The sequence below is a fragment of the Pseudoalteromonas sp. AWH4_217 genome (assembly GCF_056161105.1).
In genome coordinates this window covers 39,961-53,490 of the sequence record NZ_JBSWYM010000005.1, presented here as the reverse complement: position 1 = coordinate 53,490, position 13,530 = coordinate 39,961, and the positions used below count along the sequence as shown (strand labels likewise).

Here is a 13,530-nt window from a genome sequence, read left to right as displayed (position 1 = left end):
GCGAGCATAATGACAGTTTTCAAACCTAAATTTATTAAACACTTAGTGGGTGCCGTGTGTTCGTTCACCCTGTTTTCGGCCAGTGCGCAGATCTTACCTTCACCGCCTCAGATTGGTGCAAAAGGTTATTTTCTGGTCGACTTTACTACGGGTAAAGTCATCGCAGAAGGCAACCCGGACACCAAACTGGCCCCGGCAAGCTTAACCAAAATGATGACCAGCTATGTGATCGGTACCGAGCTGCTGGCCGGTAACATTTCCAATGACGATATGGTCACCATCAGCGAAAAGGCCTGGGCGAAAAATTTCCCGGAATCTTCCAAGATGTTTATCGAAGTAGGTAAGCAGGTCAGTGTTAAAGACCTCAACTACGGCGTGATCATCCAGTCGGGCAACGATGCTTGTGTCGCTATGGCAGAGCACATCGCAGGCAGTGAAAGCGCGTTTACTGACCTGATGAACGCCCATGCTGAGAAGCTGGGGATGAGCAACTCTCATTTTGCTAACAGCCACGGCCTGGACAGCACAGAACAATACACCACGCCAAGAGATATGGCTACGCTGGGTGCGGCGCTGATCCGTGATGTGCCGGAAGAATATGCCATCTACAAAGAGAAGTCGTTCACCTTTAATGGCATTAAGCAGTATAACCGCAACTCTCTGCTGTGGGATGCCAGCCTGGATGTCGACGGCATCAAAACTGGTCACACCTCTGAAGCCGGCTATAGCTTAGTTACCTCAGCAACCAAAGGTGATATGCGTTTGATAGCCGTAGTGATGGGCACAGCCAGCGAGCGTGCCCGTAAGGTAGAAAGTAAAAAGCTCCTGAACTACGGTTTCCGCTTCTTCGAAACCATTACCCCTTATAAGGCAGGCGACAGCTTTGCGGATCAACGTATCTGGATGGGTAACAAAGAAACCGTATCGCTGGGTATTGCTCAGGACACGCCTATTACCATCCCGCGTGGTCAGCGTAAAAACCTGAAAGCGCACTTCGAGCTGGATAAGACCCTCGAAGCGCCGCTGGCAAAAGGCAGCAAGGTAGGTACTTTATTCTTGCAACTGGAAGGCGAAGACATCGCTCAGTACCCGCTGGTCACGCTTGAAGAAATAGAAGAAGGCAGCTTCTTCAGCAAGATCTACGACTACTTACGTTTACAGATCATGCAATAACCCCGTTATTAGTGGGCTTATAATCACAGACGCCTCCCACCGGAGGCGTTTTTTTTTGTCGCAAAAATGCTAGAATGCCCGCCAAGATATGTAGTGTGCCGGGGTCTGTTCAGGCCCAGCCAAGTAGTGAGGATACCGTTGTGGTAACACCTGTAAAAAATACTAAGTTTGACGAGTACTTAGAGTTCCCTTGCCCGTTTACTTTCAAGATCATGGGTCTGGCGAATGTCAACCTGACCGATCAGGTTGTGGCAAAGATGCAAACTTTGGCACCTGGTGACTATGCACCTAAAACTAAGCCAAGCAGCAAAGGCAACTATGAATCCGTCACCCTGGTTGCCACTGTGACGTCTAAAGAGCACATCGAGCAGATCTACACTGAGATAGGTTCACTGCCAGACGTCCGTTACGTGCTTTAAGGCGTAAGACTGATATGAGCAACCGCAGTATCATAGTTCGTCAGCTTGGCCGCCAGGCCTATGAGCCAATCTGGCAAAAAATGCAGTCGTTTACCGATACCCGTGATGATAACAGCCCGGATGAGATCTGGTTGGTTGAACACGAGCCGGTGTTTACTCAGGGTCAGGCTGGCAAAGCTGAGCACTTGTTGGCGCCTGGTGACATTCCTGTCGTTAAGGTCGATAGAGGTGGCCAGGTCACGTATCATGGCCCGGGCCAGCAGATGATGTATGTGCTGTTTAACCTGCGTCGCCTGAAAATCGGGGTACGCGAACTGGTCACCTGGCTTGAAGAAACCATCATAGATGTGCTTCAGGATTATGGCATTGAAGCCTATGCCAAACCAGATGCGCCGGGTGTCTACGTCAATGATGCCAAAATTGCCTCATTAGGACTGCGGGTCCGCCGGGGTTGCTCGTTTCATGGTCTGGCGCTGAACGTCAACATGGATATGAGTCCATTTTTACGCATCAACCCATGTGGCTATGCCGGCATGGAAATGGTGCAAACCAGTCAACTTAATGGCCCAGCTACGCTTACTGATGCGGGCAATGGCCTGGTACAACACATGCTCAAGCGCCTCGAGGCCGAGCAGGTTATACACACCCAGGGGTTTGAAAACGAATGAGTAAACCAGTGAAAATTGAGCCAGGGGTAAAACTCCGCGACGCAGAAAAAATGGCGTTGATCCCGGTTAAAGTAATGCCAACCGAGCGCGATGAAATGCTCCGCAAGCCGGACTGGCTGAAGATCCGTCTGCCAAAATCCAGCGAGCGTATTGATGGCATTAAGCAAGCGATGCGCAAGCACGGCCTGCACTCCGTCTGTGAAGAAGCCTCATGCCCTAACCTGTCGGAGTGTTTTAACCACGGTACCGCCACCTTTATGATTTTGGGTGCCATCTGTACCCGTCGTTGCCCATTCTGTGACGTGGCGCACGGTCGCCCACTGAAACCAGATGCAGCAGAACCAGAGAAGCTGGCGCTGACCATCAAAGACATGAAGCTGAAATACGTGGTGATCACGTCGGTTGACCGGGATGACCTGCGTGACGGTGGTGCCCAACATTTTGCGGACTGTATTCGCGAAATTCGCAAACACAACCCGGGGATTACCATTGAGATCCTGGTACCGGATTTCCGTGGCCGGATGGACCGCGCACTGGAAATCTTAACCGAAACGCCACCAGATGTGTTTAACCACAACCTGGAAACCGCACCACGCCTGTACAAAATGGCCCGTCCGGGTGCCGACTACAAGTGGTCACTGGAACTATTGCGTCGCTTTAAAGAAGCGCACCCTGAAGTGAAAACCAAGTCTGGCCTGATGGTCGGTCTGGGTGAAGAGATGTCAGAAATTGAAGAAGTACTGCGCGATTTGCGTGAGCACAACGTCGACATGCTGACTGTTGGTCAATATCTGGCACCGTCAAAACACCACCTGCCAGTTAAACGCTACGTGCCACCCGCAGAATTCGATGCGCTGAAAGAGTACGCCGACGAAATTGGCTTCAGCCACGCCGCCTGCGGCCCGTTTGTACGCTCCAGCTATCATGCTGATCAGCAAGCTGCGGGTAAAGAGGTGAAGTAACACTCACACAGCAGAAGAAAAACGCGACCTGAGTGTCGCGTTTTTTATTCATGTAAGCAGCCCATTCCTGCCAATTTCAAAGCACATACCGCTATACACAGAAAAACCAGCTTTAAATCAGCAATAAGCATATTTTTCAACCTCTTAAAAGTGCCTTTCATACTTTAAATGGGTGTTTCCTTACCGAATCTGACTCTGTCAAAAACCAAAAGCAGTCTGCTGTCAGCGCTAAATCAATAAAAAATCAGTGCAAAGTCAGGCATCACAAACCAAACACGGTACTGTGAGATGGCTTCACCTTATTCAGACCACATAGCATCAGAAAAATAAGGAACAATCATGCACGCTGTCTATCGCATATTTCCTCTGTTACTCGTCGGGTTAACAACCAGCTACAGCAGTAACGCACACAATCAGGCACCTGCTTTCAAAGGGCCATATCTAGGTCAACCCTCTCCCGGGCTAACACCGCGTGCCTTTGCGCCAGGCGTGATTGCAACAGATAGTCACCTCGAAACAGAAGTGTTGTTTTTACCAGATATGACTGAACTCACATTTACTCGCTCTGGGGGAGAATACGGACAAAGCACCCGGCTTGCCATGCAATACAAAAATGATACCTGGCACTGGAAGTCAATTCCTGCAGGCAAGACAAATGCCTACCAATCACGCTTTAGCCCGCCTGTCTCTGAAATCAAGAAATTCGCGCCATTCAAAGATATTCCTGTCATTGGTTACACTCGTTCTGCCGCCGATACTATTTATTTCTATGTGTTGAACTTTGATGACGGTAGCGGACATTTAAGCTACTCACGCAAAATCAATGGCAGGTATGAAACACCGGTAAAAATGAGCAACGCCGTTAATAAAGGTAAGTACATTGCCCACCCCTTTATTGCCCCTGATGAATCCTATCTCATGTGGGATGCTGAAAAAGATGGCGAAAACACGCCCGATATATTTATAAGCTTCCGCCAACCAGATGGCAGCTGGGGAGAAGCCATCAATATGGGCGACAAAATAAATACCCCTCTGTACGAACAGCGCCCGAAGGTAACGCCGGATGGTAAATACCTGTTCTTCTGGCGCGGTGATGTAAAAACAAAACAAGACGGCAGTCGCTATGTTGTGGGAGGTCCCTACTGGGTGGATGCGCACATCATTGAGCAATTAAGACCTAAGCTATAAAACTGTATAGCTCTGATACCAAGCCGCTATCATCTCAATAATACGCGCCCGTGAGGGGCGCATTTTAGCCAAGATCTGATAGCCATCGGGTGTACGGTAATATTGACCGTTATATCGAACTCAACTTCGTCATACCAGCCCTGGGCCAGTGCCCATCTGTAATACTCTTAGTGAGTGGCTTCAGCTATTTTATTTGAGGCTAAACAAAAATAATAAGCCCGTAATTGGTCTGCACTTGGAACGTCAACAATTCAAACCACTTAGTTACAGCCCATATACACTGTTACCCATCGCTGTTCCCAAAGGCTCAGGCACAGCTGACACCTGGCTACCAAACAAGGACAAAAGCCGCGATATCTCTGTGATATTTGTTGCATTAAATTGCTCTATCAAACACTTAAAAAACAACACACTAAACGTTGCATCTGTTTAATTTGTATGCTTTATTAAGTGCCGCAATTGAAATAATTGCCACTTTAAATATGGAATAACTGGAAATAATTAGAAGTAAAAGGAAAGTAAAATGGACGAAATTTTCGAGGGCGATCAGGTCGATTTAGATGGCGATGGTTACAGTGACGGTGTGGCCGCTGATATAGATGGCGATGGCATTGTCGACAGCGTCGTCATTGACAGTGATAACGATGGATATATTGACGCCATTGCTATCGATACAGATGGGGATGGATACATAGACACGGTTGCGGCGGACACTGACGGCGATGGCTATATTGATGCGGTAGCCGTTGATACCGATGGAGATGGGTTAGTTGATACCGTTGCGATTGATGCTGACGGCGATGGCCTGGTTGATGCGGTAGCGGTGGATGCTGATGGCGACGGTGTGATTGACACTGTGGCCATGGACACAGATGGCGATGGTGTGATCGATACGATGGTCATGGACACCGATGGCGATGGCGAAGCTGATACAGTGATAGCAGATACCGATTTTGACGGTGTAGCCGATGTGATGGTCACGGAAGTTGATGATTTTTAAAGAGACAAGGACAGGAGAATTAGAATATGTTTAACAAAATAAAAGACACAGCAACCAAAAACTTTGCCAATACAGGCGAAGAAAACAACGAAGCGCCAAAAGTGAGTTTAAAAGAAAAAGGCGATGTGCTCAGTGCGACCATTAAACAAAAAGCCAACGATGCCAGAGGCAGCCTGAAAGAAATCTCTGTGATGGCTAAAGTGAAGGAATTCACAAAAGCTTCGGTCAAAACCGTTGAAGACATTGACGCAGAGTTATTGGTAAGTAACTCACAGTACGAAATCAATAACTTCCGTGTATCGGCCACCGCAGGGGTCACCGCAGGTATGACACTGGATATTCATTTTGTGAAGAATCAGGGTGCTAAAGAAATCGCCCAGCAGGCCTCTCGATTCCTGATTGTGCATAACCCGGATACAGGCAGCAAAATTCAGGTACCCAGAAGTGCACTGGTGAACAAAGACATTGCCAAAATCAAAGATCCAAAAACAGAAGCCATTTTAACCATCAACGCCAAAACAGGTGCAATTCTAGGGTAATTCGACACCCTTACATCTCGTGTCATTGCCAGCCAAAGAACCAGGTAATGACACTTCCCTCTTACCGTCACTGTCGCTCGATACCTGCTCTCCCTTATTTAGCACTCAGCAGCTCATTTCTCTGCGCGTAACATCCTGTAATGGTCACCGTGCACCTTTGCATCTAGAGTTTATGCGGGCCTTGATCGGCGCAGCTATACTCAGACAGGGCAGGCACGAAATCCCCCGCCCGGTCGGGACAGGTAAACGACGGATGATCAACGCATACGTCATTGCAGTTACCTGACAAGGAAACATTTTAAGCGGAAACCGTTATGAGCGATAAGAAAAAACGTAATAAGCAACAACAAGGTGAACTGGTAAACCCTAAGTATCTGAAAAAGAATATGAAGAATGCACCGACAGCCAATAATGTAAAATGTTGGACAGGTGGTGATGACTTCCAACCCATTGAGCTGGCAACCCAACGCCTGAAAGAAATGTTTGTGGAAATGGGCCAGAAAACCCGTATTGAGCGCGGTCAGCAGCCCGCAGAGCGTGCTGTATTTCGTAAGCAGCACGGCATAGCCTATGGTAAATTCGAAATCCACAGCAAACTCGACAAAGCGCTTCAAGCTGGCGTATTTGCCAACCCCGCCAGCTACGACTGTGTGGTGCGCTTTTCAAGCGATACCACGCCGAATAGTCCAGATCTACACACCACTTTAGGGCTCGGGCTTAAATTATTCGGTGTAAAAGGCAAGAAGCTGCAGGGTGACAGCGACAATGTCGACTTTATTATGCAGAACATCGACCGCTTTTTTGTTCGCGACGCCTCACAAATGTGTGCCTTTACCACCGCCGGCGTCATCGACCGCGACTACCCGGCTTACCTTAGCGAAAATAAAGAAACAGCCGACATACTGGACAAGATGACCAAACCCGAAGCCAGCTGCCTGAGTACTCACTACTGGGCAATACTACCGTTTAAGCTTGGCGAGCAGAATATCGTTAAATACCGTATTCGTCCGGTTGATACCTATCGGGGCTCACCTGCACAAGGGAATGACTATCTGGCGGAGGACTTGCAAATTCGCTTGCGTCAGGGAGAAGCCAAGTTTGTGTTTGAAATCCAACGTCGCCCACCCAATGCTTCCGAGGAAGACTTCCCAATCGACAACGCCATGGTCGTGTGGCCAGAGCAGGATGCGCCGTTCGAACCAGTTGCAACCCTGACACTGCCGCAGCAAGATATCTGTGCCATCGGCCAGGCCGAGTTTGGCCGCAACCTGGCTTTCAATATCTGGCGAACCCTGGCCGAAAATGAGCCACTGGGATCTATTGCACAGGCCCGAAAAGTCGTTTATCAGGCCAGCGCCAATACCCGCCACCAGGCCAACGGCCAGCAGATGAATGAGCCCAATGCTATCGACCCAAAGTTTACCCCTAACAGCGATGAAGACAGCAATTGTATTGTCCGTGCCGGTATTTACCCGCCCATTGGCGTGATGCGAGTAGGCAGTAGTAAAGAGTACTTTATTGGCCCACAAGTACCTAACCCCAAGCCGCGACTTGAAGAAGATGCCTATCGTGATGACCAGGGCCTGCTAAAGCGTCAGGCGGCTGAGTTTCGTATATACGGCTTTAACGCGGCTGGCAAGCCCGTTAAAGAGCTGACTATGGATAACGCCAAGATTCACTGGCAAGTGCACCTGGCCAATCAGAAGTCGTCCTGGTATGAGTTTCAGTTGGCACTGGATGTCCCGGAAGCCGCCGACGCACCGCCCAGTCTGCTGCGCAACAATAATGTTGCTGATCGCAACCGTTTGCTAATTGATGGTGGTACGCACAAGCTGAATAAAGCCAAAGTGGAAGATGGCCCGCAATTCCAGGGCGAGTTTATGGGCGAGGAAGTCTATCTGGGTGAGCTTAAGTCAGATAAACAGGGCCGCCTGATTGTACTTGGCGGTAATGGCGTATCGCGTAATATTAATGGTGACATTGCCATTACCTTTGCTAATAACCAGGGCTGGCACGACGACATTTCTGATGGCCCTGTTACCGCCGAGGTTGAGTATGAAGGCGTTAAATTGCAGGTTGACCCGGCCTGGGTAGTTTGTGCACCACCTGATTATGCACCAATGCAAAAATCCGTACGCACCATGTGGGACCTTATGCGCTCTGTTGCCGTTAACGCAGGTATGCTGACTCGCCCGGCACGTCCGTCTTTTAAGCACGATATTTTACCCATTTTCGAGCGAATGACCGACTTGCAATGGGTCAACGCTGGTTTTGCCGCCGGATTTGGATTTAAAGCGCCTTTTAACTACACCAGCGAAGAGTGGAAAGCAAAACTGGGTAATCCGTCTCCCGCCTATAAAGAGCTGCGTCGTACCCTGTCGAACAATTTTCGCCGTTATGGTCAGCCAGGTGCACAGGCCGCACAGCTTTGGCCCTGGCTGTATGGCGATGCGCTGTCTATTCCACCAACGGGTTCGGAGCGTCAGCACTCGACGCTGTCAGCACTGCAGTTGTCCTTCCTGGACCAATGGGTTGAGGGCGACTTTACCGCCGATTATATAGACCCTGCAATTTGCCCACATGCCGCTGAGCCAGACGACATAGATAAAGTGCCAGTGGCGGAGCAACCGGATATGCTGACCCGGGGTGCATTAGATTTCTGTCTGGCCGACGCTTTCCACCCTGGCTGTGAAATGACCTGGCCAATGCGTACTGCCGGCATGTATATGGCTCCGTTTAGGATCAAGCATGCCGATAAAGGGATCTGTAAAGACACCACCTACTATGGCGCCCAGATCAACGGCGATACCATTACTCTGGCTCAGGGTCCGATCCTCGGAGGTCAGGTAGCCGGTGGTATTACACGCTGGATGGCAATCCCCTGGCAAACCGACACAGCCAGCTGTCGCGATGGCTACACGCCTGAATACGATCCGTATCTGCCTACCTTCTGGCCAGCACGAGTGCCGAACAACATCCTGAATGTGGCACGGTATGAAGAAGCCATCAACCCGGCACTGGACCCGCAAACCCGCGTTGAGGCATTCAATTACCGTACCGACTGGCTAGATGCCCTGCCCTTGTATGGCCAACCGGCCACCTATACCGCGCAGATCAACAGCATGATCACTAACTTCGATAAGCTGGCTGTGGTACAGGGCAGGCCAGGTGCAAGCGGCGATGCTGATCTGCCGGATACCATGCAAGTTGGGATCACAGCTGAAGACCACCGTAAAGGCCTGGCCAGTGAGACCGAAACCACAGCGCAGGGCAAGCTGCAAACTATTGCTGAGTTGGCAGCCAATCTGGTGCCCAGCCCGGACGGCCGAGATGCGGCACGACCAGTGATGGCAACTTCGCGTTCTCGAGTCGACCTCGGGGTCATTGAAAAGGTCAGCCGCTTTGCAGTAAATTTCCCCAAAGACTTTAAATAAGGTCATACGCAATGACACAGGTAAAACACTGTCAGATTGCGATCATTGGCGCCGGGGTGGCAGGCTGTATTGCCGCCCTGGCGCTGAGTCGCCACTTTCAGGTATTGTTGATTGACAAGCAATCGGTCTGCCCCGACAAAGTAGGTGAATGCCTGCCGCCAGCTGCGGCGCGGATCTTGCGAAATTTAAACCTGCTCAAGGAGTTTGAGCAGCGCCAGGATTTGCATATTCCAAACTATGGTATTCAAAGTCGCTGGGGGGCTGAGCAGAGCCTGATCAACGACAACCTCAGTAATCCCGATGGCCTGGGCTGGCAACTGAACCGGGCCGGATTTGAAAACTGGTTGCGCGAGCAGGTCTCCGCGCAAGGCATTGAGACACTTTGGCCAGCCAAATTACTGGATGCGCAGCCAGGCAGCGACGGCTGGCTGCTGTATCTGGCAACACATACACAGGATAACCAGCAAAGCATCGCAGTCCCCTGTCACTTCGTCGTTGACGCAACCGGACGCCACAGCGCGTTTGCCACTAAGCTTGGACTTAAACGCAAAATATTGGATAAACAAATAGCGCTCTGGGCAAGTATGGCGTGTCATGATGCAAATCAACTCGCGCGCATAGAAACCTGTCCAAACGGTTGGTGGTATAGCGCTAAGTTGCCTGCACAGCGCCGCGTATTGGCGCTACAAACCGACAGCGATCTGCTCGAAAAAGGCCTGCAACATGACCTGGCTCAGTTTTGCCGCCAGGCCCGCGTACAGCCAGGACTGCGAACACTACTCCCACAAGGTCTTGAGCAATCGGGCACCATGCAGTTTCATGGGGTGGTGTCCGCCAACAGTACTTGCCTGACTCAGGTGGCCGGACACCGCTGGGCTGCGCTGGGTGATGCAGCCTGCAGCTTTGACCCTTTATCGTCTCAAGGTATGTTCAATGCCATGGCAACCGCGATGCAACTGGCCAACAGTCTCACCGAGTACGGTCTGACCGACGCCAGCGCTGCAATAGAGGTTGCACGCCTTCATCAAACACAGATTAAATCAATCTGGCAACACTATCTGACTCATCGCACCCACTACTACGCACAAGAACAACGCTGGCCCGATTCACCCTATTGGCAACGGCGCCAGACACACAAAAACGCCGAGCTCAGCTGAGCCCGGCGCGAGGTTTGCAATTCAAGTTCGTTTTATAGGTGCTCACCTGCGGTGAACAATCTGGCCTTACTTGACGATTAGCTGATCTTCATAGGTATAGATGCTGTTTGGATCCGTCAGATTAAAGACCTTCACCGCCATAGTTTTACCCACTGCGTTTTCACATTCCAGAATTTGATACAGTACAGGGTGCTTCGCCTTGTTATCAACGACTGTGTCCAGAGTAAACACGTCTGAATGGAATGGACCCTTACGATCTTCACCATGGAACAGGCCCAGAGACACGCCACGATCTGCCAGAATGCTGCAACGTGCATCATTATTCTGGTTGTCCACAGTCAGGCGACTGCTGATGTGATACGCCGTATGGTAACCATACGAATAAGGCTGATGAACAAAGTCACCTGCCGGTGTCAGCTCAACCTGCCAGTCGACAACTGGTGCGCCAGGTACATTAACCAATACGTTGTACCAGTCACCTGCTGCGTTATAGCAGCTGACGTGCAATACTTTTTTGTCTGTCAGCGCCGCTTCTGGAATGGCAACACCCATTTCCACCGTGTTACGGTCCGCAATCGTCTTCACACCCAGATTGGCAACATGGCTACCGTCTTTTGCTGAGTACAGGTTTGCAGAGTCACAGTAAGCACCTTCACCACGCAGCACTAGTTGCGCTTCAAAGTTGTGCGCAAACTCACCAGTCAGCAAAGCCGAGCTAACCGGACCAGATGTATAGTTAGTCAGGCGTTCGTAGCCATCAGTATCAAATACGTTCTGATACGCGGTAGCCTGGCTACCAAAAGCACTGAATAATGCAGCGGCTGCTAGTGATAAAGATAAGGTTTTCATGTTTATGTCCTTTTAGAAAGTAACGAGTAAAAATAGTGATGATTAAACTTCGCAGTTCAGAGCCGATATTCACGTGAATGCCGAACACTTGCTTGCTAACTGAGTTCACCATAGCAAGAGAAATTCACGTCCGACAAATTTCAAAAACAAGTAGGCTTACTTGTTTAATTCATAAAAATATCCAATTAATTCATTACCATAAAAAGACTTATGACTAGCATCCTAAGCATTGCACAGTTTTGCTTAGTGTTTCAAAACTCGCCCCTAAGAGACCCTGTTTTATTCTGTTCAAAAAATAATGAAACTTCAGCTGGGGAAAATTTTTCTCTCTTTCATAAGCGGACAAAGCTTGATCCACAACAAATAAATTTGTCACTCAGAAGCAAAATTTCTCGTCGAAATGGGACTTGCACAACCGCTACATGCCCCCTACTATTTGCGTGTTTTCTGAAGATAGCCAATCCGAGTACATCGCGGTGGTGTGTTTAGCATGACGGTCAATGAGCCGGTCATGATGTGGTCACCCCGTGGCAAGGCGATAGAGCAACTATCCAGGATCTGTAACTGGTTCGGGTAAAGGTAATACGCTGATGCGTCGTCAATACCTGAGTCGCTTTGCTCAAGATCTGAAGGGGTGATCCCGTGCACCACAAACAAGCACGGATCACACATAGAGCCTGCAGGTCGTTATTCGCTGATACTATTTGGAGTCGCTATGCCTATTCAGCCTCAAGTACAAAATTTTGATATCGACGCTACCCTTGTAACCGATTTGGTTGCACAGTACGGATCACCCCTGTTGATGCTCGACTGCGAGCAAGTACGTGATCAATACCTGGCACTTGCCGAAGCGTTGCCTGGCGTACGTTTACACTATGCGTTAAAACCTTTACCTCATCCGGCAGTAGTACGCACTTTGCTGCAACTGGGTGCCTGTTTTGACCTGGCAACCAGCGGTGAAGTCGACCTGGTCCGTGAGCAAGGGGTTCCGGCTGAGTGCACGATTCATACGCACCCAATTAAACGTCGCAGTGACATTGCTGATGCACTGGAGTACGGCTGCCAGGTGTTTGTGGTCGACAACCAAAATGAATTGGCTAAGTTTCGCGAATTTGCCGAGCAGGCCGAAGTGCTGATCCGACTAAGCTTTCGTAACAGCGAGGCCTATGCTGATCTGTCGAAAAAGTTCGGTTGCAGCCCGGCCGATGCAATGAACCTGATCCGTCAGGCACAGCAATGGGGTATTCGGGTGAAGGGCCTGTCGTTTCATGTTGGCTCGCAAACCGCCAATGCCGACAAATATGTCGCGGCTATTCAGGCGTGCAAGCAGCTGATGGACGACGTAGTAGCTGAAGGACTGCCTGCGCTAAGCTGCCTGGATATCGGCGGAGGTTTCCCGGTATCTTATGCCAGCAACCAGGTAGATATTCGTGCTTTTTGTGCGCCAATCAACGCAGCACTGGCCGAGCTACCAGAGACGGTACAGCGTATTGCCGAACCAGGTCGGTTTATTGTTGCCGGTGCGATGACCTGCGTTGCGTCGGTGATGGGACAGGCACAGCGTGAAGGCCGTACCTGGTATTATCTGGACGACGGAATTTATGGCTCTTTCAGTGGGCTGATGTTCGACATGGCATGTTACCCGCTACGTACGCTGAAAACCGCTGATGTGCTCTACCCAAGCGTACTGGCGGGGCCAACCTGCGACAGCATAGATGTGATCTGTGACGCCGTTGAACTGCCGCAACTGGAAGATGGCGACCTGGTTATCACCCGCATGATGGGTGCCTACACCAGTGCGACAGCCACCGACTTCAATTTCTTCAAACGTGCTACGACTGTGGTACTCAATGAAGTGATCCAACTTCACCAGGCCGAATTCGGCAGCTAATCGCCCACCATACAGAGGTCCACTCGGGCCTCTGCTCCTCATTTGTTCACGAATTTACGCAACAAAGCGTCGCGCTGAAATCGAGAAAACGTGCCTGATAGCTTGCCCGATAGACACTTACACTAAACGCGCAATAATTTACGCAGGTTTATTCATAATTGGGTTATAAACCGACGTATCAGCCACGGCAGCTACCTCCACCCTGTGTCAATGTTTAAAAATCGAAGCTAAATTAGGGACTGTAAAAGAA

The 13,530-nt window shown here is 50.1% G+C and carries 12 protein-coding genes; 10 read left to right on the top strand and 2 right to left on the bottom strand.

The window, feature by feature from the left end:
* Positions 1 to 9 precede the first annotated feature (9 nt).
* The 9 genes from ACXAH1_RS07120 (at position 10) to ACXAH1_RS07080 (ending at position 10,540) form a co-directional block, all read left to right on the top strand.
* Entirely contained in the window at positions 10 to 1,173 is a 1,164-nt protein-coding gene (locus ACXAH1_RS07120) for a serine hydrolase (RefSeq protein WP_138552167.1), read from the top strand.
* 140 nt (positions 1,174 to 1,313) lie between these two features.
* Positions 1,314 to 1,592, top strand: a complete 279-nt coding sequence (gene ybeD / locus ACXAH1_RS07115; protein ID WP_040644649.1) for a DUF493 family protein YbeD — start codon at positions 1,314 to 1,316, stop codon at positions 1,590 to 1,592.
* Positions 1,593 to 1,606: 14 nt separating this feature from the next.
* Entirely contained in the window at positions 1,607 to 2,260 is a 654-nt protein-coding gene (gene lipB / locus ACXAH1_RS07110; protein WP_475195242.1) for a lipoyl(octanoyl) transferase LipB, read from the top strand.
* Positions 2,257 to 3,222, top strand: a complete 966-nt coding sequence (gene lipA / locus ACXAH1_RS07105) for a lipoyl synthase (RefSeq protein ID WP_046004199.1) — start codon at positions 2,257 to 2,259, stop codon at positions 3,220 to 3,222. Before lipB ends, lipA begins: the two co-directional genes overlap by 4 nt.
* Before the next feature lie 339 nt (positions 3,223 to 3,561).
* Positions 3,562 to 4,410 carry a hypothetical protein gene (locus tag ACXAH1_RS07100; protein ID WP_475195238.1) on the top strand — a complete coding sequence of 283 codons (849 nt, stop codon included), beginning with the start codon at positions 3,562 to 3,564 and terminating at the stop codon, positions 4,408 to 4,410.
* A gap of 523 nt (positions 4,411 to 4,933) precedes the next feature.
* Positions 4,934 to 5,410, top strand: a complete 477-nt coding sequence (locus tag ACXAH1_RS07095; RefSeq protein WP_475195235.1) for a hypothetical protein — start codon at positions 4,934 to 4,936, stop codon at positions 5,408 to 5,410.
* Between the two features lie 26 nt (positions 5,411 to 5,436).
* Entirely contained in the window at positions 5,437 to 5,949 is a 513-nt protein-coding gene (locus ACXAH1_RS07090; RefSeq protein WP_475195232.1) for a hypothetical protein, read from the top strand.
* Positions 5,950 to 6,263: 314 nt separating this feature from the next.
* Positions 6,264 to 9,383 carry a LodA/GoxA family CTQ-dependent oxidase gene (locus ACXAH1_RS07085; protein WP_475195229.1) on the top strand — a complete coding sequence of 1,040 codons (3,120 nt, stop codon included), beginning with the start codon at positions 6,264 to 6,266 and terminating at the stop codon, positions 9,381 to 9,383.
* 11 nt (positions 9,384 to 9,394) lie between these two features.
* Entirely contained in the window at positions 9,395 to 10,540 is a 1,146-nt protein-coding gene (locus ACXAH1_RS07080) for a tryptophan 7-halogenase (RefSeq protein ID WP_475195224.1), read from the top strand.
* A 66-nt stretch (positions 10,541 to 10,606) separates the two neighbouring features.
* On the opposite strand, the gene ACXAH1_RS07075 is transcribed toward ACXAH1_RS07080, so the two are convergent.
* Positions 10,607 to 11,389, bottom strand: a complete 783-nt coding sequence (locus tag ACXAH1_RS07075; protein ID WP_475195220.1) for a hypothetical protein — start codon at positions 11,387 to 11,389, stop codon at positions 10,607 to 10,609.
* Between the two features lie 432 nt (positions 11,390 to 11,821).
* Positions 11,822 to 12,061 (bottom strand): hypothetical protein, encoded by a 240-nt coding sequence (locus ACXAH1_RS07070; RefSeq protein ID WP_475195215.1) that lies wholly within the window; start codon positions 12,059 to 12,061, stop codon positions 11,822 to 11,824.
* Positions 12,062 to 12,104: 43 nt separating this feature from the next.
* On the opposite strand from ACXAH1_RS07070, the gene ACXAH1_RS07065 reads away from it, so the two are divergent.
* Positions 12,105 to 13,280, top strand: a complete 1,176-nt coding sequence (locus tag ACXAH1_RS07065) for a type III PLP-dependent enzyme (protein WP_475195212.1) — start codon at positions 12,105 to 12,107, stop codon at positions 13,278 to 13,280.
* Positions 13,281 to 13,530: the final 250 nt, after the last annotated feature.

Excerpts from the sequence above, each read along its gene's own strand:
- ACXAH1_RS07120 (WP_138552167.1), top strand. The coding sequence starts at position 10 with ATGACAGTTTTCAAACCTAAATTTATTAAACACTTAGTGGGTGCCGTG.
- lipB (WP_475195242.1), top strand. The coding sequence starts at position 1,607 with ATGAGCAACCGCAGTATCATAGTTCGTCAGCTTGGCCGCCAGGCCTAT.
- lipA (WP_046004199.1), top strand. The coding sequence starts at position 2,257 with ATGAGTAAACCAGTGAAAATTGAGCCAGGGGTAAAACTCCGCGACGCA.
- ACXAH1_RS07100 (WP_475195238.1), top strand. The coding sequence starts at position 3,562 with ATGCACGCTGTCTATCGCATATTTCCTCTGTTACTCGTCGGGTTAACA.
- ACXAH1_RS07095 (WP_475195235.1), top strand. The coding sequence starts at position 4,934 with ATGGACGAAATTTTCGAGGGCGATCAGGTCGATTTAGATGGCGATGGT.
- ACXAH1_RS07090 (WP_475195232.1), top strand. The coding sequence starts at position 5,437 with ATGTTTAACAAAATAAAAGACACAGCAACCAAAAACTTTGCCAATACA.
- ACXAH1_RS07085 (WP_475195229.1), top strand. The coding sequence starts at position 6,264 with ATGAGCGATAAGAAAAAACGTAATAAGCAACAACAAGGTGAACTGGTA.
- ACXAH1_RS07080 (WP_475195224.1), top strand. The coding sequence starts at position 9,395 with ATGACACAGGTAAAACACTGTCAGATTGCGATCATTGGCGCCGGGGTG.
- ACXAH1_RS07075 (WP_475195220.1), bottom strand. The coding sequence starts at position 11,389 with ATGAAAACCTTATCTTTATCACTAGCAGCCGCTGCATTATTCAGTGCT.
- ACXAH1_RS07070 (WP_475195215.1), bottom strand. The coding sequence starts at position 12,061 with ATGTGTGATCCGTGCTTGTTTGTGGTGCACGGGATCACCCCTTCAGAT.
- ACXAH1_RS07065 (WP_475195212.1), top strand. The coding sequence starts at position 12,105 with ATGCCTATTCAGCCTCAAGTACAAAATTTTGATATCGACGCTACCCTT.